At 71.5% G+C, this 18,493-nt stretch carries 12 protein-coding genes and 1 pseudogene; 8 read left to right on the forward strand and 5 right to left on the reverse strand.

Annotated elements, in window-relative coordinates:
* The 3 genes from ACFWPT_RS01285 to ACFWPT_RS01295 all read left to right on the forward strand — a co-directional run.
* On the forward strand, positions 1-695 hold a 695-nt coding region (locus tag ACFWPT_RS01285), incomplete at its 5' end, for a hypothetical protein (RefSeq protein WP_380478592.1).
* A 104-nt stretch (positions 696-799) separates the two neighbouring features.
* Positions 800-2,290: a S1 family peptidase gene (locus ACFWPT_RS01290; RefSeq protein ID WP_380478594.1), complete on the forward strand. Its 1,491-nt coding sequence runs from the start codon at positions 800-802 to the stop codon at positions 2,288-2,290.
* Positions 2,291-2,740: 450 nt separating this feature from the next.
* Positions 2,741-3,148: a hypothetical protein gene (locus tag ACFWPT_RS01295; protein WP_380425046.1), complete on the forward strand. Its 408-nt coding sequence runs from the start codon at positions 2,741-2,743 to the stop codon at positions 3,146-3,148.
* 91 nt (positions 3,149-3,239) lie between these two features.
* Here ACFWPT_RS01295 and ACFWPT_RS01300 read toward each other — a convergent pair whose 3' ends face one another.
* Positions 3,240-5,531: a hypothetical protein gene (locus tag ACFWPT_RS01300; protein ID WP_380478596.1), complete on the reverse strand. Its 2,292-nt coding sequence runs from the start codon at positions 5,529-5,531 to the stop codon at positions 3,240-3,242.
* Between the two features lie 249 nt (positions 5,532-5,780).
* Between ACFWPT_RS01300 and ACFWPT_RS01305 the strand changes: the two are divergent.
* Positions 5,781-6,287 (forward strand): annotated as a pseudogene (locus ACFWPT_RS01305) (RNA-guided endonuclease InsQ/TnpB family protein); the annotation flags it as partial.
* Between the two features lie 1,319 nt (positions 6,288-7,606).
* On the opposite strand, the gene ACFWPT_RS01310 reads toward ACFWPT_RS01305, so the two are convergent.
* Entirely contained in the window at positions 7,607-8,032 is a 426-nt protein-coding gene (locus tag ACFWPT_RS01310; protein ID WP_380478598.1) for a hypothetical protein, read from the reverse strand.
* A gap of 361 nt (positions 8,033-8,393) precedes the next feature.
* Between ACFWPT_RS01310 and ACFWPT_RS01315 the strand changes: the two genes are divergently transcribed.
* Positions 8,394-8,687: a hypothetical protein gene (locus ACFWPT_RS01315; RefSeq protein ID WP_380478600.1), complete on the forward strand. Its 294-nt coding sequence runs from the start codon at positions 8,394-8,396 to the stop codon at positions 8,685-8,687.
* Positions 8,688-8,750: 63 nt separating this feature from the next.
* Here ACFWPT_RS01315 and ACFWPT_RS01320 read toward each other — a convergent pair whose 3' ends face one another.
* From ACFWPT_RS01320 to ACFWPT_RS01330, 3 genes are read right to left on the reverse strand one after another with little or no spacing between them, the layout of a single operon-like run.
* Positions 8,751-10,991, reverse strand: a complete 2,241-nt coding sequence (locus tag ACFWPT_RS01320; protein ID WP_380478602.1) for a hypothetical protein — start codon at positions 10,989-10,991, stop codon at positions 8,751-8,753.
* 30 nt (positions 10,992-11,021) lie between these two features.
* Positions 11,022-11,642: a hypothetical protein gene (locus ACFWPT_RS01325; RefSeq protein WP_380377796.1), complete on the reverse strand. Its 621-nt coding sequence runs from the start codon at positions 11,640-11,642 to the stop codon at positions 11,022-11,024.
* 2 nt (positions 11,643-11,644) lie between these two features.
* Positions 11,645-11,872, reverse strand: coding sequence for a hypothetical protein (locus tag ACFWPT_RS01330; RefSeq protein ID WP_380377794.1), 228 nt, complete (start codon positions 11,870-11,872; stop codon positions 11,645-11,647).
* Between the two features lie 283 nt (positions 11,873-12,155).
* On the opposite strand from ACFWPT_RS01330, the gene ACFWPT_RS01335 reads away from it, so the two are divergent.
* Genes ACFWPT_RS01335 through ACFWPT_RS01345 form a run of 3 tightly spaced genes read left to right on the forward strand, consistent with a single transcriptional unit; the run spans position 12,156 to position 18,459 of the window.
* On the forward strand, positions 12,156-15,197 hold the full coding sequence (locus ACFWPT_RS01335; protein WP_380478604.1) for a LodA/GoxA family CTQ-dependent oxidase: 3,042 nt from the start codon (positions 12,156-12,158) through the stop codon (positions 15,195-15,197).
* 20 nt (positions 15,198-15,217) lie between these two features.
* The gene (locus tag ACFWPT_RS01340; RefSeq protein WP_380478606.1) at positions 15,218-16,495 is read left to right on the forward strand and encodes an NAD(P)/FAD-dependent oxidoreductase; all 1,278 of its coding nucleotides are present in this window, start codon (positions 15,218-15,220) and stop codon (positions 16,493-16,495) included.
* 32 nt (positions 16,496-16,527) lie between these two features.
* A complete protein-coding gene (locus ACFWPT_RS01345; RefSeq protein WP_380478608.1) occupies positions 16,528-18,459 on the forward strand; it encodes a hypothetical protein in 1,932 nt (643 codons plus the stop codon).
* The last annotated feature ends 34 nt before the right edge of the window (positions 18,460-18,493 follow it).

The following is an 18,493-nucleotide window of genomic DNA, read 5'->3' on the forward strand; positions in this document are numbered from 1 at the left end:
AGACCGCAGAGGTCTTCGCCCTGACCGTCGACGGCACCATGGCCCACATCTACAACACCAACGGCGCAGGCTGGTCCACCTGGTCACTCATCGGCGCCGGGGGGCACTTCACGGGCACTCCCGCCGTGGTCTACAACCCGGTCACCAATGCCGTTGAGCTCTTTGCGATCGGTACGGACCGATCGCTGTACCGCACCACCTGGACCCGTGTCACCGGTTGGGGGTCCTGGACGATGACCGGCGACTGGAAGTTCACCGACAGCCCCACCACCGTCTACAACCCGGACACCAAGACCGCAGAGGTCTTCGCCCTGACCGTCGACGGCACCATGGCCCACATCTACAACACCAACGGCGCAGGCTGGTCCACCTGGTCACTCATCGGCCCCAGCGACTGGAAGTTCGCCGGCACCCCCGCAGTCCTGTACAACCCGATCACCAACGCCCTCGAACTCTTCGCGACCGGCACGGACCGATCCCTGTACCGCACCACCTGGACCCGAACCAAAGGCTGGGAAGCCTGGACGATGACCGGCGGCTGGAAGTTCACCGAGAGCCCCACCACCGTCTACAACCCGGACACCAAGACCGCAGAGGTCTTCGCCCGCATCACCGGCCTCATGGCCCACGCATCCAACGCCAACGGCGCAGGCTGGTCCGACTGGTCCATCATGGTCCGCCGGGCACCCAAGTGACCGTACAGCCGACCACCCGAGGGCCCCGTACCCCTCAGCCCGTGTCCGCAGTTCCTCGACCGTCGAGGCTCACAAGCCGTCAAGGCCGGCAGGGGGAGATCCTGATGTTTCGCTCACGCTCACGTACCGCCTGGACGACCGGGGCCGTCACCGCCGCCGTCCTCACCAGTGCCCTGCTCACCGGCACGCCCGCGCCAGCCGTCAGCGGTGACACCCCGCCGACCGGCTCCTACGCGTTCACCGCCAAGATCGACATCGGCGATGGCACACGCGCCTGCAGCGGCGCCCTGATCGACCCGTTCTGGGTCGTCACCGCCGCCTCCTGCTTCGCCGACAACCCCGACCAGCCGGCAACCGTCCCCGCCGGCCCACCCGCCCTCAAGACCACCGCCACCCTCGGCCGCACCGACCCCACCACCACGGGCCAGGTCCGCGACGTAGCCGAACTCGTCCCCCGCACCGACCGCGACCTCGTGCTGGCCCGGCTCGCCGCCCCCGTCACCGACATCACTCCCCTGTCCGTCGCCACCGGGGCACCCGTCCAGGGTGAAACCCTGCACGTCGTCGGCTACGGCCGGACCCGGACGGAATGGGTGCCCGACAAACTCCACGGCGCGACCTTCGGCGTGAACGCGGTCACCGCCACCGGCATCGCCATCACGGGCGTCGCACCGGCCGGCGCGGCCGTCTGCAAGGGCGACACCGGAGGCCCCGCCGTTCGCGAGACGGGCGGCACCGTCCAACTCGTCGCCGTCAGCAGCACCTCCTGGCAGAAGGGCTGCCTCGGCAGCACCGAAACCGCCCGCGACGGCGCCGTGAGCACTCGCACCGACGACCTCGTCGACTGGATCAAGTTCGTCCGGTCCGGCACGATGCCGCCCCAGGCACCCGGCGTCCTGCGCTGGTTCCTCTCCGACTCCGCCCAGTCGGATGTCTCCACCCGGGCGACGTTCGACTTCGGGAAGAGCCCGATGCTGCCGCTGACGGGCAACTGGGACGGCATCGGCGGGGACACCCCCGGCGCCTACGACCCCACCACCGCCCACTTCTACCTGACGAACTCGCTCGACGGTGGCCCCAGCAGCACCGACTTCGGGTTCGGAAATCCGGGCGACGTCCCCGTGGTCGGCCGGTGGGACGGCGGACGCACCAGCGAGGTCGGGATCTACCGCCCCAGCACAGGCGCGTTCCACCTGCGCCACCACGACGGCACCGTGACGTCCTTCAGGCTCGGCGACGGCGGCAACTGGAAGCCGATCGCCGGAGACTGGACGCACAAGGGCTTCGACACCCCGGGGCTGTTCAACCCCGACACCGCCACCTTCTACCTCGTGAACTCCATCCACGACGGCGAGGCCGACATCACGTTCAGGTTCGGTGACCGGGGGGACACACCCATCGCCGGAGACTGGAACGGCAGCGGCACCACCCAGGTCGGCGTCTACCACGCCGCCGGCAGTGTCTTCCGCTTCCGCGGCGCCGCCGCCGACGGATCCACCACCCTCGTCTCCTACGGCGACAGCGGGTTCCCGGTCACGGGAGACTGGAGCGGCAACGGCAGGTCGACCCAGGGCATCGTCGTCCCCGGCCGCTGAACCATCTCCACCCCGGCCAGCAGCACCTCCTGACCGCCATCGGCATCACACCAGCCCACGCCGTCCTCGACCTACCAACAACCAGCGGACGGGGTGGGGCGGGAGCCAGGCCGGATTGCGAGGCCGACGGGCTATCTGGCGGCGGCCGCGTGCGTGTCGTCTTCGTCGCCGAGGCCCGGGCCCGCGGCAAGAGCTGCGGGCCGCGCGGGCAGAGGACGGGTCCAGCGGCGCCGCCGAGGTCAGGTGGAGTGACTCCGCGACCTGAGTCAACTTCCTTGCCAGTTGGTATTGATGATGTATGGTCAGGTCAGTTTTGCAGGTCACGGCGGTGACGCTGCCGGTGGCGCCGGTCCCGGTGTATCACCCCGGGAAGGACTCCGGGATCGACCGCCGCCTGACCGGTCCGTCGTCGACGGTGTGACACCGGTGATCGGCATTGGGAGGGGCATCATGAACGGCAGGATCGTGACTCTGCTCGGCGTACCCGTACTGCTCGCGGGGGCGGTGCTCGCAGCGGCCCCGGCGCACGCCGGCACCGGGGTGCGGATCGACGGCGCGACCGTTTCCGGTGGCGCCTCGGCGACGGTGAACGTCACCATCGCGTACTCCTGCGACGCCGGCGGCTTCGTCGCGTCCGCGACCGTGACCACCGAGGACCGTACGTCCGGCGCCCTTGGCTACGCCCGTTTCACCCCGAACTGCACGGGCGCGAATGTCGAAGTGACCGTCCCGGTCACGACTTTGAACCAGAGCCGCTACGTCGCGGGTGACACGGCCGCCGTGCGGGCCTCATTGCTCGACGCGACCGACACCGAGGTGGTCGGGACCATCACCCGGCTCACCGTCGGTACCGCGTAGCCGGGCCGGCTGCGGGCGGCGGGCCGCACGGGCCGGGGAGCGCTCGTGCGGGCCGCCGCCGCGGTACGGGGTGCGGGCTACGGGGTGCGGGCTACTTCTTGGCCGGTGCCTTCGGGACGGCGTTGTACGGGTTGTGGTGGTGGTCGCCGATGTGCAGTTGCTCCTCCGGCGCGCCGGCGAGCTTGGGCAGGACGTGGGTGCCGGTCGGGTCGGTGATGACGATGGCGTCGCCGTCGCGGCGCACGTCGTGCGGAGAGCCCTTGGCGTAGGAGGCGAGCTCCGCGCCCGGGCCGGTGGGGGTCGAGTCGGCCACCGTACCGAACACGTTCGTGGGCAGCGTCAGTGCGGTCGCCGTCGCGCCGAGCGTGGTGTTCGCGGACTGCTCGCCGCCGTACGCGGCGCCGAAGGTGGCGCCGCCGGTGACGGTGGTGCCGGCGGGCACGGTGACCGGCACGGCGGTGCCGGAGGTCCCCTGGAGGGTGACCACGCCGCCCTGGATGTAGCCGGTGGCCGAGCCCGTGTTCTGGGCCTGCTGCCAGCCGGCCTGCTGCTGGAGGACCGTGCCGGAGTCGGTGAGGGTCTGGTTGACCACCGGGGTGTCCGCGGTGAACCAGGTGCGGTAGGTGGACAGGATGCCGGTGAGGGTCTGCAGGGCCAGCTTGTCGTCGGTCAGGTTGGACTGGTGCATGAAGAAGGGCCGCGGGTCGTTGGACAGCACGTATCCGAGGGTGATCCTGACCTGCAGCGGCAGGACGTAGCTCGACCAGGCGGTGTTCGGGTCCAGCGGTGCGATGCAGGTCGTGGTGGCCGGGTTGGCCTCGCAGTTGCCGCTGCCGCCGTTCGCCTTGGAGGTGTAGAGCCAGTTGTACTCGCTCACCTCGTCGGCCTGGGTGGAGACGTTGTAGAACACGTTGACCGGGTGGCGCGGGGTGCCGAGCGCGGAGGCGATCTGACGCTGCCCGCTCTCGCGGGAGGCGTCGACGCCGAGCCACTGGATGTTGTCGGCGCTCAGCGCGGCCAGGAAGTTCGGGTTGTCGTCGGGCTGCTGCGGCAGCATCACGGTGCCGGAGTGTTCACCCGCGACCAGCTCGTTCGGCCGGAACGGGAGGCCGTTGGCCTGGGCGAACTGGATGTTCTGGGTGATCTGGGAGCTGATGGTGGGCTGGTCGACGTATTCGATGGCGCCCGAGGCGTCGGTCTGGCACCGCCAGGGGATCACCGAGAAGTCCTGCACGCAGCCCAGGAACGGGTGGTCGTAGGTGTGGTTGACCCACCGGAAGCTGTTCTTGTTCGCCAGCAGCGCGTCGCTCAGCGGGTCGTCGCCGCCCTGCTCCTCCTGGTACTCGACACCCGGGCCGGCGTTGAACAGGAAGTCCAGGGTGTAGCCGTTCTGCTGCTGCCAGTTCACCGTGTCGGTGACGTCGGAGGCGGCCATCCGGATGGGCGTGGTGTCCGGTACGCCGGCGGCGCAGTCGCCTTCGCCCGGGGTGCACTTGCCGCTCTGGCTCCACCGGGAGTTGGCGTTGAACAGGTCGTCGATGTGTGCCGAGAAGTAGTTGCGCCAGTAGCCCAGGTGGACGCCCCGCGTCACCCAGTCGACGATCCCGTGCGCGAGCAGCCGGAACTGCTGCTGGTCGTAGTTGTACGCGAAGGTGAGGACCAACTGCTGGCGGCCGCCGCTGGTGTAGACGCCCGCGAGCACGCCCTGCGTCGAGGTGCCGGGCACCGTCTCGGTGAGGAACGGTTCGAAGTGCGAGCCGGTGGCCGGGTTGTCGGGCACCGGCGTGGCCAGCGCGCCGTACGAGCCGCTGCCGCCCGCGGTGCCCTCGAACGGCACCGGGCCGTTGAGGTAGCGGAAGGCGTCGGCCCGGGCGGAGGAGGAGGCGGTGGCGGTGGTCGCGTCGAGCGAACCGGTCCACGCAGGCGTGTTCAGACCGGTGTTGGTGCCCGGCCACACGTAGGAGTCGACCTGTCGGACGTGGTAGGCCTGCTCGTAGCCGGTGAGGGCGGAGAGTTCGGCGGTGGAGAGCCGGCTCGGCGCGTCGTTGGGCAGGACGACGCCCTCGAAGTGGCCGTGCGGCGTGCCGTCGGCCAGCGCGTCGGCGAGGAAGGACGCCGTGAGGGTGGCGCGGTTGCTGCTGGTGAGGTCGACCACGGTGGTCGGCACACCCTCGGAGACCAGTTGCTTGTGGATGCCCTCGACCCACGGGTTGCCGTCGGTGACGACGAGGACGTTCAGGTCGACCCGGGAGGTCGCGGCCGCGGCCGGGACGACCGTACCGAGGGATATCACCGCGCCGGCCACGACCAGCGCGATCAGCGGCAGCGCGCGGAACGGCGTCCGGCCCGCGCGCGGGGCAGGACGGGGTTTCAGGAGTCTCATGGCGCCCACCCTGGCGCAGCGGGCGGTCGCTACGGCCGCGTTCCGACAGACCTTGACCGATCGATGGCGGGGTTTTTGGAAACGGTTCTCGTTTCGGAAGCCTCCCCGTAACCGGCCTGCACACCTACGGCCCTGAGGCCCGGTCAGAACCGGACGCGCCGGGCGGGCCGGGCGCACCGGGCGGACCGCGGCACCGGGGGTTGTCTGCGGCGGTGCGTATCGTCCGGGGCAACAGGCGCCACAGGAGCGAGAAGGAAGGGGCGGGAATGGACGAGGTCAGGCCGGGGACGCGCGAGTACCTCGACGGACGTGCGCCGCCAACGGCTCGACCACGCCCACAAGGCCGCCCTCGGGCTGGTCCGTGAGCACGACTTCATCGCGCACGAGGACCTGAAGATCCGCAACATGCTCGCGGCCCCCGCGCCGAAGCCCGACCCCGACCAACCCGGCGTCTTCCTGCCCAACGGCGCCGCGGCCAAGGCCGGACTCAACCGCTCGATCTCGGATGCCGGCTGGGGGGTGTTCCTGACGATCCTGCACGCCAAGGCTGAAAGCGCCGGACGGGAAGTCATCGCCGTGGACCCCCGCAACACCTCCCGCGAGTGCCCTGAATGCGGGCACACCGCGAAGGAGAACCGGCCCACTCAGGAGAAGTTCCACTGCGTCGCCTGCGGCCACCGCGCGCACGCCGACACGGTAGGAGCCATCAACGTTCTACGGGCCGGGCTGGCCCGTCGCGACGCCCGCCAGGGTTAACGAGAAGCCCCGGCGTTTACGCCGGGGAGGAGTCACTCGCGCACGCTAACAGGTGGTCAACCCAGCCGATGCGGCGCCCCGAGACACAGCCCCAGGGCGGTGGGCACCGCCGAGACGATCGGCGGCAGGCTGGCTGGCGAGTTCCTCGCCAGCGACCTCACCGAGTAGTTTCTCAGCATCGACAACCCCTTCGTCGATGGATTCGGGCAGCGGACGATCCCTCCGTCCCTCTCCACCCCGGCGGAGGAGACCTCTCCACCCGGCACGCAACTGGCCGATAGGGCATCGCCCCCGACTCGGTGAAGGAACGCTGTCACACGCGGGATGAACAGCCCCCGCCGGCGTTGAGGAGAGAGGCTTCAGGTGGACAAACGCAACCGAACCCTGCCCCTGGCCAGGACTGTCGGTGTCATCTCACCGGTCCTCCTGCTCCACAACCACACCCCTTGGTGGGCGATCCTGCTCCTTGCCGCACCAGCCGGGGCCTGGACCGTACTCAACGCCGTCCTCCCCCAGTCCTCACACGACCGGCTGGAATGGTGGCGGGACCGCCGTCGCCACCAGCGCCTGCGAACAGCCCGCCGGGCCGGCGCGCCCTCGGAAACCCGCAGGCAATCCTGACCGACCGGATCAGGCCGGGAGCGGGCCGGCCATGGACGGGCGTGTCCCGCCACGGCAGGCCCGCTGACGGAACACCAACAGCCCGGCAGGGCGCAGCAGCCCACAGGCGCGCAGGGAGCACAGGGAGCACAGGGAGCACAGGGAACGCCGACAAGGACATCACGGAGTGACTGCCGATGGAAGACGAGGTCCGAGCAGTCTCCGTGCCCGGCAGCGACCACGGCGCCGAACGGAGCAGCAGCCGGGCCGGCCGTCCCCGCACAACCTCCTGCGGTGTCGGCGCCGACATGCGGGACAGGAAATTCTCCTGTCCTGGAGGCCTGAACGAGGTTACCCGGGCGGGAGCGCACCGAAGAATTTCCGGTCCCGGCGGAACCGACGGGGTCGGCAGGAACGGCGGGCCTCACAGAAATCGGCATCACCGAACCCGCCGACGCCGTGCTCCCCCACGCCATCGACACGGACACGATCCACACCGGCCCGGTCCGGACCGGAGCGCGGAGACAGGGAAGCCAGTGAGTGCGCACACGGTGAGGTGGCGTCGGCGCCGTCATCAGACCCAGCGTCGGCCTACGGCCTTCGCTCTCCTCAGCTGCGTACATTTGAACGCCCCCTGACCTGTGCCAGGGAACCTGGACCGCGTGTCACCGAAGGTAGGCCGACGGCGGTTTGCGCCAGTGGTGACGGACCACCGCAGATCAGTTGTTCTGTCGTAGGAGTGAGAGTCGCCGTTGGGCCTCGTCGCGAACCCCTGAATCTGCGTCCGACGTCAGCGCCTTGAGTTGCCGGATGAGCTCGGCCAGGCCGTTGCCGGTCATCCAGCGCGGGTCACAGTCAAGTTCCGCGCTGAGCTGGTCAGCGGTTCCCTGGTCGGTCGCGTTGGCTCGGGCGGCGAGCACGGCGCGTAGACCCGGTAGGTCCTCACGTGCCAACAGGGCCACGGCTGTCTCCGAGGTCACTGCGGTGTCTTGAGCGTCGAGCAAGAGGCGGTGAAGGACATCGGCGACGTCCTCGATCTGAGGTACTGCCGCCAGCCGACGCCCTGCAGCGGCCCTGACACTCCATGAGGGAGAGTCCGCGGCAACGAGCGAATCAATCGGCTCTCGATCTTGGAAATCTTTCATGTCACCAGCGTGCCAGGAGACGTCTCGACTGCGGTGGTCCATCTTCACTGTCACAAACCGCCGCCGGTCCAGGTTTCCTGGCACAGGACACCCCCAGCTGTTAAGCAGTCTCCCGACGATTGACTGGTCTCATCGAAGGCAGTCGACCTGGGCAGCGTGACCAGCGCGGACTGGTTTGACTGAGACGACAACCTCCAGGTCGCCCGCCCTGCCTCCGCTGGTTGACGTGGGGGCGACTTGGTCCGTCGAAACGAGCTGGCGTCCGACTGCCTTCGATGAGAGCGGTCAGCGATCACCGGGCCGGGGCCCTGCGGCTCGCACCGCACCGTGATGAGCACGTGGTGTGTGTGCCGGTGGAGACATGGCCCTGGGCGCCGGTGAGGCCGGTTTCCGAGAGGGGTCCGGGCGGTGGGCGGTCGACGAGGTCGGTAACCAGTCGACCGACTACTGCCCGGACCTCAGCTCGTGGCCGGCCGTCGCCGGCGCCCTGGACCAGGCCGGGGTCGTTCGCCCGTCCGGCTTCACGCACGAGATGGTATTTCGCCGCTGCCCGTCCTGCCGGCAGCTCGACATCGTGTGCGAGGAGGACTTCGTCTGCGTCTTCTGCGACGAGGCCATGCCGAAGGTTTGGAACGCCGACCGGCCCGGACCCTAGACGAAGCAGCGCGTGAACGCGGTGCGGGAAGGGGGTGCGAGGGCCGGGGGTGGCGAGGTGTCGTCAGTCGTCTTCCTGGTCGGGCGCGGGCTCGGTGAGTCCCTTGCGGCAGTGGCCGTGGCCGGGGTGCTTGTGGCAGTAGGAGTCCTTCTTCTCTCCCACGGTGATGGTGGCCTTGGCGGGTTCGCTGACGATCGGGTTCCCGTGCGGGTCGGTGGCCGCCGCGAACGCCACGTTGGTGATGTCGCAGCCCTTCTCGCCGCCGCCGCGGTTGTGGGCCGTCTTGCAGGCTTCGATGTCGGCCAGGGTGATCGTGTAGGTGCCGTGGCAGGTGGTGCCGGCCCCGGGCGTCAGCGTGGTCGCGGCGCAGCTGACGTCGGCGATGCGGTCGTCGTCGACCAGCACGCCGTGCAGGTCGGTGCTGCCGGTGTTGGTGACCGTGTAGGAGTACTCCACCGTGTCTCCGACGGCGAAGGGGCCGCGCGAGAGGACCCGCTTCTTCAGGGTGAGGTGCGGCGCCCCGATCGGCAGCGTCAGCTGGGTTTGCGGGGACGTGACCGGCTGGCCGTTCGCCGTACCGGTGGCGGTGGCGGTGTTGGTGACGGAGCCGGCCGTGGCGTCGTTCTCGGTGATCGTGTACGTGCCGTGGCAGGTGGTGCGGTCGCCCGGGCTCTCCGCCGGGGCGAGCGTGGTCGAGGGGCAGGTGATGTCGGTGACGTGGTCGTCGGTCACGTGGAGGCCGGTCAGCTCGGTGCCCCCGGTGTTCTGGACGGTGTAGCGGAAGGTGACCGTCTGCCCGACCGTGTAGGGGCCGGGCGTCTGCGCCTGCTTCTCGATGGCGAGGCCGGGCGGCCGTTCGATCGGCACGCTCTGCGAGGACGGCGGCGAGGAGACCGGCTGGCCGCCCGAGGTGCCGGTCGCGGTGGCCGTGTTGTCGATGGAACCGTGGGTCACGTCGGCGGTGGTGACGGTGTAGGTGGCGGTGCAGGTGACCGTATGGCCGCTCGCGAGCGTCGTCGTGGGACACGAGACCGGGCCGACCTTCGGGTCGTTGACGGCGAGGCCGGTGATGTCCGTGGCACCGGAGTTGGTGACCACGAAGTCGTACGGCACCCGCGTCCCGGCCACCAGGTCACCGGGCAGCGGCTGCCGGACCTGCTTGACGAGGTTCAACTGCGGCAACGGCTGGTTGCTGCTCACCACCACGTTGCGGATGAGGTGCACGTCGGTGAACAGGCCGGTGGAGGCCGCGAACCCGAACTTGTAGGTGGCGGGCACCGGTTGCGGAGCGGGCGTGCTGAGCACCTGGTGGGAGCCGGTGCCGTCGTTGAAGTCGACCGATACGGTGAGCACCGGGGCGGGCGTCGGGGTGAGCTCGACATGGACCCGGCGGCGCGAGGGTTCGAGCGCGGTCTCGGCCTGGGCGGGGGTGGCCCCCGGGGGCAGCGCGGTGAGCGGCCCTTGCAGGGTGCCCGGGAGCGTCGACGGCCAGGGTGCGGTGGTGCTGAAGTTGCTGGTGGTGGCGGTCAGGAAGCAGTAGCCCTCGATCCCGTCGCCCGGGCCGCGCACCGTGACCATGTTGGCCCCGGGACCGGGGACGCGGAACGCCGTCCCGGCGGGCGAGCGGGTGGGGCAGCCGTTGCCGCGGTGCTCCCAGTCGCCGAAGTAGTTCCCGAGGACATCGAGCCCCACGCCCAGGTAGCCGCGGTCGACACCGGGCAGGAAGGTGGCGGTGGGGTCGTCGTCGGGAAGCTTCTGCGCGTACCCGAGGCTGCCGCCGAAGGCGCCGGGGTGGGCCAGCGCGCCGTCGCCGTTCACCAGGAAGAACGAGATGCCGTCAGCGGGGTTGGCCGGGGTCGTGCTCCCGTACTGCCACTGGTCGAAGGTGACATCGAGGCCCTGGTTGGCGGGCAGCGCGTTGTTGTAGAGGACCGCGCCGGCCTGGTCGTTGGACGCGTCCGTCAGCCGCAGATAGCCGTGCGGCGCGCCGTCGGGGGGCGGCACCGGGCCCACGCCGCCCGGGCAGCCGCCCAGCGGATGGTCCCCGGGGCCGGGCGCGGCGGCAGCCGGCGCGCCGGTGAGACAGGCCGACCCCACGCCGGTGAACTCCGGGGCGGTGGCCTGGGTGAACGTCTCGCTGACCAGGGGCGAGCCGCCGGCCCGTGGCTGCGCCTGGGTGCCGGTGTCCAGGCACAGGGGCATTGCGGCGCCGACCATCAGGGCCAGGGCCCCTGCGGCGAGCCGGGCCGTCCGGACGCGCCGCAGGCGCTGCCCAGGAGGCGCCGAGTGCTGTTCATGTGTCATGTACCCACGTATAGCAGTCACTCTGAGTATTCAGAGTGAAGACAGGCTGTTATGAAATTGCCCTTCGGTGACTCCGCTGATTGCCGCGGGGGCGCTCGCGCGGGCGACAGGGCCCGATCCGGCCGCGCGGGGACTTGAAGCATCAGCGGTGCATTCCTCACTGCCATGAGGAGACCCGGGCCAGGACGGAGACATCCCAGGCTTCGAGAGTGTCCTCGAACCGGTGGTCTCGGCGGGCGCTTTGGTGGTGTGCACGATCCGGTCGCAGACTCGGCAGACGGCGGAACCGCTCTGCTGCCACCAGCGGCAGGTGGAGCGGACGGCGCACGGGGGAAGCGGAGCGTCCGGGTCGTCCGCGCCCACCTCGTACGCGGCATGGGCCACCGCGTCGCCGAGCGAGCAGCGGGACCCTTCCCACTGGCCGCACGCCGCTTCGACGCAGGGCCCGGCGAAGCGGAACCGTGCCTCGGGCGGGCGCAGACCGGGGGCGGAGGCCCGGGCCGTGAACTCGGCGTCCACCGTCAGCGGCGGGCGCAGTGCGGCGACGGTGCCGTCCTGCCGGACGATGCCGAGCAGTAGGTGGCCCGGGGCGCACAGGCTGCTCGGGCAGGTCGCCCCGGCTCGGGCCGGGCCGGCCTCGGTCTCGGTCACTACTACTCCTGCTCCATCTGCAACCCGATCGGCCCCGGCCGCTTCAGCAGCGCGTCCACCGCGTCGCCGGCAGAACCGGCCCCGCCGAGCGGCACCTCGCGCAGCGGCGGCGCGAGGTCGAGCTCGGCGACCTGGTCGAGGACGAGCCTTCGCACCGTGTCCCCGATCCGCTGCAGCACGTCCCCCTCCAGGTCGCCCTGGACGGTGACGCTGAATCCTCTTCCGGTCATGGACCTTCCTTTCCTCGGGGCAGTCGGCCGGGCCGACCGGGCCACTGACGGCGCCGGTCACCGAAGACGCTGCCAGGGGGACCCCGGGGCGGGCGAGCGCTGCCGGCCGGTTGGAGTGAGGCGGCGCGCAGCGGGCCCGCCGCCTGGTCGTTTCGGGCGTACGTCGGCGCGCAGCCCCTCGAAGGTCTGTGCACGATTGACCGGGGTCCGGAAGCCGCGCGACGTCGACCGAGGTGCTCCACCGGCCTGGACCCCTCCACCAGCGCACCGACGGGAGCACAGCATGACCGGGACCCCCGAGCCCTTCGACGACACCGCGGGGCTGCCGCCCCTGCCCGGCTGCGCCGAGGACGCGGCCGGCGCACTGAAGCAGATGTTCGTGGACCTGACCCAGGGCGTGCGGATGGCCCGCGGCCAGGACCCCGTCAAGCGGCCGGTGTTCCTCAAGCCGCACGGCGTGGCCCGTGGCACGCTCACCGTCGCCGACGACCTGCCGTCGGACCTGCGTGTCGGGTTCCTGGAGAGCGCCCGCACCCAGGCCGGCGGCCTGCCCGCCTGGGTGCGGTTCTCCAGCGACACCGTGCCCGGCGCTCCCGACCTGAAGACCACCCTCGGCGTCGGCATCAAGCTGTTCGGCGTGCCCGGCCCGAAGCTGCTGGAGGGTTACGCCGAGGCCGGCACCCAGGACCTGCTGCTGCAGAACTTCGACGTCTTCTTCGTCGACACCGCCCAGGACATGTGCGAGTTCACCAAGGCCGGTGTCATCGACGGAAGTTACGACAAGTACCTGGAAGCCCATCCGGTCACCGCCGGGATCCTCGACGCGATGGCCACGTTCGAGCAGAGCGTGCTGACCGCCACCTACTGGGGCGTCCTGCCCTACGCCTTCGGACCGGACCGCTTCGTCAAGTACAAGCTGGTGCCCGCCGGTTGCGAGCCGGCCGACCCGGCGGCGACACCGCCCGACGAGGACCCCGCCTACCTCGGCGCCGACCTGGTCCACCGGCTCAAGGCCGGTCCGGCGGCCTTCGACCTGATGCTCCAGTTCCGCACCGACGACGAGAAGATGCCGCTGGACCAGGCGACGGTGCGGTGGGAGGAGTCCGAGAGCGCCCCGGTGAAGGTGGCCCGGCTGACCTTCCAGCAGCAGGACGTCACGGCCCGCGGCCAGGCCGCGTACGGCGAGAACCTCTCCCTCAACCCGTGGCACGCTCTCGCCGAGCACACCCCGGTGGGAAGCATCGCCGAGGTGCGCAGGACGGTGTACCTGGCCTCGGCCGAACAGCGCCGCGACGTGAACGGCGTCCCGACGGCCGAGCCCGGCCCCGCCCGCCCGCAGATCACCCCGCCGGCGGCCCGCGACACCCGGATCGTCCGGGCCGCCGTGCACCCGGCCATCGGCGTGGCCCGGGTCGGCGACAGCACGATGGACGACTTCGTCCTCGGCCCCGAGGTCGACGATCCGGCCCCGCTGCCGGTCGGGAGCTACAAGGACGTCACCGGCGCCCTGAAGCGCCAGGGCGTCCGGTTCCGGGTGTACGGCTACAACGCCGCCGGCGAGCCGGTCGCCGAACTGACCGCCGACAACGCCGACCTGCGCTGGACCGTACACGTCGCCAACGCGAAGGCGGCCTGGTACCAGTTCCAGATCGCCCTCGACATCCCGGAGGCGAACCAGGCCGACGACAGCAACCTGCGCAACCCCAAGATCCAGGCCGACCAGCGCACGGACCTCCTGGTCATCGACCCCGGCCCCCGTTCGGTGCGCGGCCGCAACCGCTCCGACAAACCCGAGTACCGCTTCGACACCGGCACCTTCATGGGCAAGCCGGTCTACCTCGGGGAACTGCGCACCGACGACGGCGGCCGGCTGGTCTTCCTCGGCGGCCACGGCGTCTCGGCCTCCTCCACCGGCACCCCCGCCGACACCTTCGCCAACAACGACGGCTGGTACGACGACACCTCCGACGGCCCGGTCACCGCCGAGGTGAGCATCGACGGACGGCCGATCCCGGTCGAGCCGGCCTGGGTGGTGACCGCGCCCCCCAACTACGCGCCCGAACTCGCCTCGGTGCGCACGATGTACGACCTGGTGCGCGACTCCTTCTTCAGCGCCGGGCAGCTCCCCGAGCCGCCGCAGGTCTCGTTCACCCGCGACGTGCTGCCCGTGCTGCGCCGGCTGTCCGGCCTGCAGTGGGTCAACAAGGGCCTGTCCACCCAGTTCGGCTTCGGCGGGCGCGAGTACCTCCTCGACCCCGCCCGGGTCGCCGCGCTGGCCGACCCCTCGCCCGTCCAGCGGGAGCTGCGCCGGCAGATCTGGCTCTCCGTCCGCGACTACAACCGCGACGGCATGTCGCCGGTGCCCTGGCCTGCGGTCTACGGCGACGCGATGAACCTGCCGCCCCAGTCCGTGCGCCAGCACATGACGCTCTCCGCGCTGCAGTACCGCCTCCTGCAGCGGTGGGCCCGCGGGGACTTCGCCGACGACTACGACCCGACGGCCGCGCCGCCCGCCGCCCTCGACGACGTCCCGTTCGCCGAACAGCCCGGGACCCTCGACCGGGCGGCCCTGTCGTTCTGCCTCGCCGATGCCTTCCACCCCGGCTGCGAGCTGACCTGGCCGATGCGCCACATCACCCTGTACAGCAGCCCGTTCCGGGTGCGGCACCGCGACCCGCTGGCGCCCGCCCCGCCCGACTACGGCCAGACGCTGACGCCGGAGCTCGCGCTCTCCCTCGACGGCCCGCTGCACGCCCAGGGCCCGGGCGGCCTGACCCGGTGGATGGCGGTGCCGTGGCAGACCGACACGGCGAGCTGCCGGTCGGGCTACGAGTACAGCGTCTCGCTCGGCTTCGGCCCGTACGACCCGTACCTGCCGACCTTCTGGCCGGCCCGGGTGCCCAACCACGTGCTCGCCGAGGAGGACTACGAGGTGGTGATGGACACCACCCGCCCGATCGCCGACCGCCTGGCCGCGTTCCAGAACCGGCGGACCTGGCTCCGTTGGCTGCCCCGCGACTACATGGCCGCCATCAACGCGATGGTGCAGGACTTCGGCAAGCTCGGGGTGGTCGAGCGCCGGGTCGGCCCCACCGACGACCCCCGGCTGCCGGCGGAGGTCCTGGTGGAGTCCGAGGTGAGCTTCCCGGCCGAGCCCGCCCCGCCGGCCGGGCGCAACCTGATGACCGTGCACGTGGACCGCGGCGCCGACCCGGCCCTGGGCGCGGCCGCGCTGGCCACCGCGGCCACCATGGCGGACGCCCCCGACGAGGAGGTCTCGGTCGGGTTCATCGACAAGGTCAAGCGCCTGCGGCCCAACCGGTGACCCCTCACCCGCCGGTTCGCGTGCGCCCGTCCGGTCCGGTCGACGCCGTGGTCGCGGGCGGCGGACCGGCGGGCGCCGTGGCGGCGCTCGTCCTCGCCCGGGCCGGCCACCGCGTCACGCTCCTGGACGGCGGAGGCGGCCGGCACCGGCCGGGCGCCGCGTCGCCGGCCATGTCCCCGGCCGCGTCCCCGGCCATGTCCGCCACCGCGCCCCCGGTCGCGTCCGCCGCCGTGTTCTCCGCCCGACCCGTGTTCAAGATTGGGGAGTTCCTGCCGCCCGCCGCCCGGCCGCTGCTGGGCGATCTCGGGCTGCTGGAGGCCTTCCTGGCCTCCGGTCACCCCGTCTCCACCGGCACGTACGCCGCCTGGGGATCGGCCGCGCTGCACGGCCGCAGCCACCTGTTCGACCCGTACGGCCACGGCTGGCACCTCGACCGGCTCCGCTTCGACGCCTTCCTGCGGGACGCGGCCGTCACGGCCGGTGCCGAACTGCGGCAGGCCACCGTACTGGACCGGCTCGACGACCGGCTGACCGTCCGCGAGCCGGCCACCGGCGCCGTGACGGAGCTGTCCGCCCGCTGGACGGTGGACGCGACCGGCCGACGCTGTGTCATCGGCCGCCGCAACGGCCGCCGCTGGCGGCAGGACCGGCTCGTCGCCGCGTACGTCGTGTTCCCCGACCGCCGCCCGTCGCGCCCTTCGCGCCCGGGCCAACCGTCGGACCCGGGGCAACCGTCGGACCCGGCGGACGCCGAGGCCCGCACCCTGGTGGAGGCGGCGCCGCACGGCTGGTGGTACACCACCCGGATCCCGGCCGGGCGCCTGGTCGCCCATCTGACCGACGCCGACCTCGCCACCCCGTCCCTGCGCACCCCAGAGGGCTTCTGGCACGCGCTCAGTCGCACCGTCCACGTCCGGCGCCGCCTGACCGGGCACGGTCAGGCCGCGACACCCGTGCCGCGCTGGGCGCCGGCTCACGGCCTGCGGCTCACCCCGGCGGCCGGGCCCGGCTGGGTGGCGGCCGGGGACGCCGCCCTCGCCTTCGACCCGCTCTCCTCGCAGGGCATCCTCACCGCGCTGCACACCGGTGCCCGCGCCGGACGGGCCGTGGCCGACTGCCTCGCCGACGGGGGACGGACGACGGCAGCGCTCGCCGACTACACGGCGTTCCTGGACGGGATCGCGGCGGCCTACCGAAGAAATCACGGGTACGCCTATACCCAGGAGCAACGTTGGCCCCTGAGCCCCTTCTGGCGCCGCCGCCGTACAGGCGAACGGCCCCTGAGCGGCATAGCCTGAAAGGGCCGGAACGCTCGTCCAAGGAGTCAGCCATGACGACTCAGACGCTCGCCGTGCTGGACGCCACGGAGGTCACCCAAGCCATTCAGGACCTCCAGCACAGCGTCACCCTGATCGCCGGCAAGGTCACCGTGATCCGCGCCTACGTGAGCGGCGCGAGCGGCCCCGCCACCGGCGTGAACGGCACCGTGACCCTGCTCCGGTCACCCACCGACACCCCGATCACCGTTTCCTCGGCCAATACCGTCTCCCTCGATCCGACCGCGCCCAAGGACGTACCCACCCGTCGAGCCGACGCCGGCCTGAGCCTCAACTTCGTCGTGCCGAGCGCACTGACGGCCGAAGGGGCACTCAGCGTGAGCTCGATCTCCCTGACCGACACCATGACGGGCGCCGATGTCCCGTTCAACACCCCGCCCGGCGCCACCGCCGTCTGGTTCACGCAGTCCCCGCCGCTCCGGGTCCGAGTCCTGGGGCTGCGCTACACCATGGGCAACCCGCCAGTGACCTACACCCCGCGGGACATCGACTACACCTTCCTGATCAGCTGGCTCAAGCGCGCCTACCCGGTGGCCGACGTCATCGAAGCGCCGCACACCATCATCGACGTCACCGCCACCCCGCCGTTCCAGTGCACCGACACCAACGCCCAGCTCGCCGCAATCCGCGCGCTCGACATCAGCGCCGGCGGTGACCGGCGCACCCACTACCTCGGCCAGGCGGCCGACGGCGGGTTCTTCATGCGCGGATGCGCCTCCGGGGTGCCCGCCACACCCGACCCCACCACCGTCGCCTCGGCGCCGTGCGGTGCCGCGACGTGGGGCTGGGACTTCGACGGCACGTACGCCGACTGGTACGGCGGGCACGAACTCGGCCACACCTACGGCCGCAAGCACCCCGGATTCTGCGGAGAGTCGAAGGACGACCTGCAGAACTACCCGTTCCAGAACGGACAGCTGGCCAACGACGCGAACAGCTACGCCGGCTTCGACGTGGGCGACCCCCAGCTGAACCTGCCGATGGCCGCCCGGCCGGGGGTGCCGTGGCACGACGTCATGACCTACTGCAACTCCCAGTGGCCCTGCAGCTACACCTACGAGGGCATCCGCCAGCGCCTGCTGGCCGAGGGCTCCCTCGCAGCCGGCGCCCCGGCGCCGACCCCGGTGGCTCCGCTGCGCGAGGCCGCCCACGAACTGAGAGTCACCACACGAACCGGCGGCCGCCCCGACGACCGGTTCCCGCAACTCTCGGTGACCACCGCGGCGGCCCCGATGCCGGCGGCCGACGAAGCGGCACGGGGAGCGGGGCCCGACACCGGGCAGCTCGTCAGCGTGATCGGGACCGTCAACCTCACCCAGCGCGCCGGTGACATCCGCTTCGTCAATCCGGTGTCGGCCGCGGCCCGACAACCGGCCCAGCCGGCCCAGCCGGCCCCCGCCGGACGGGCCGGGCAGCCGGACGGCGCCGGCCCGGACGGCGAGGTGCCGGTGGTGCTGCGGATCCAGCAGGCAGGCGGTGCACCCCCGCAGGACTTCCCGGTCACGGTCAAGCTGTCGTCGGACCCGGAGCCGGGGCAGGACCGCACCGGACTGGTCGACGCGGTCCTCCCGGTGGGGGCCGATCCGGCGTCCGTCGAACTGCTCGTCGGAGGGCAGGTCGTGGACACCTTCCGCCCCGGAGCCCCGGCCCCGGCCCTGCGCGGCGCCCGTCCGACGACGGCGCAGGACGGGAACGTCGGGCTGGCCCTGGACTTCGGCCCGGCCCCGCAGGACGGTCAGACCTTCGCGACCCAGGTGAGCACGGATGGCGGACGGACCTGGCAGACCGTCGGGGTCGGCCTGAAGAACCCGACGATCACGATCGACCACAGCCAGTTCCCCCCGGGGACACAGGTTCAGGTCAGGGTCATCTCGACCAACGGCTTCACGAGCACGACATCGGACATCCAGAGCTTCCAGGTGTGAAGCCGCCCTGCCGCCGCCCGGCTGGACTGCACAC

The organism is Kitasatospora sp. NPDC058478, assembly GCF_042720345.1.
Lineage (GTDB): Bacteria > Actinomycetota > Actinomycetes > Streptomycetales > Streptomycetaceae > Kitasatospora.

Coding starts and splice junctions, on each gene's coding strand:
- ACFWPT_RS01310 (WP_380478598.1), bottom strand. CDS start 8,032: ATGAAAGATTTCCAAGATCGAGAGCCGATTGATTCGCTCGTTGCCGCG.
- ACFWPT_RS01320 (WP_380478602.1), bottom strand. CDS start 10,991: ATGACACATGAACAGCACTCGGCGCCTCCTGGGCAGCGCCTGCGGCGC.
- ACFWPT_RS01335 (WP_380478604.1), top strand. CDS start 12,156: ATGACCGGGACCCCCGAGCCCTTCGACGACACCGCGGGGCTGCCGCCC.
- ACFWPT_RS01300 (WP_380478596.1), bottom strand. CDS start 5,531: ATGAGACTCCTGAAACCCCGTCCTGCCCCGCGCGCGGGCCGGACGCCG.
- ACFWPT_RS01290 (WP_380478594.1), top strand. CDS start 800: ATGTTTCGCTCACGCTCACGTACCGCCTGGACGACCGGGGCCGTCACC.
- ACFWPT_RS01295 (WP_380425046.1), top strand. CDS start 2,741: ATGAACGGCAGGATCGTGACTCTGCTCGGCGTACCCGTACTGCTCGCG.
- ACFWPT_RS01330 (WP_380377794.1), bottom strand. CDS start 11,872: ATGACCGGAAGAGGATTCAGCGTCACCGTCCAGGGCGACCTGGAGGGG.
- ACFWPT_RS01345 (WP_380478608.1), top strand. CDS start 16,528: ATGACGACTCAGACGCTCGCCGTGCTGGACGCCACGGAGGTCACCCAA.
- ACFWPT_RS01315 (WP_380478600.1), top strand. CDS start 8,394: ATGGCCCTGGGCGCCGGTGAGGCCGGTTTCCGAGAGGGGTCCGGGCGG.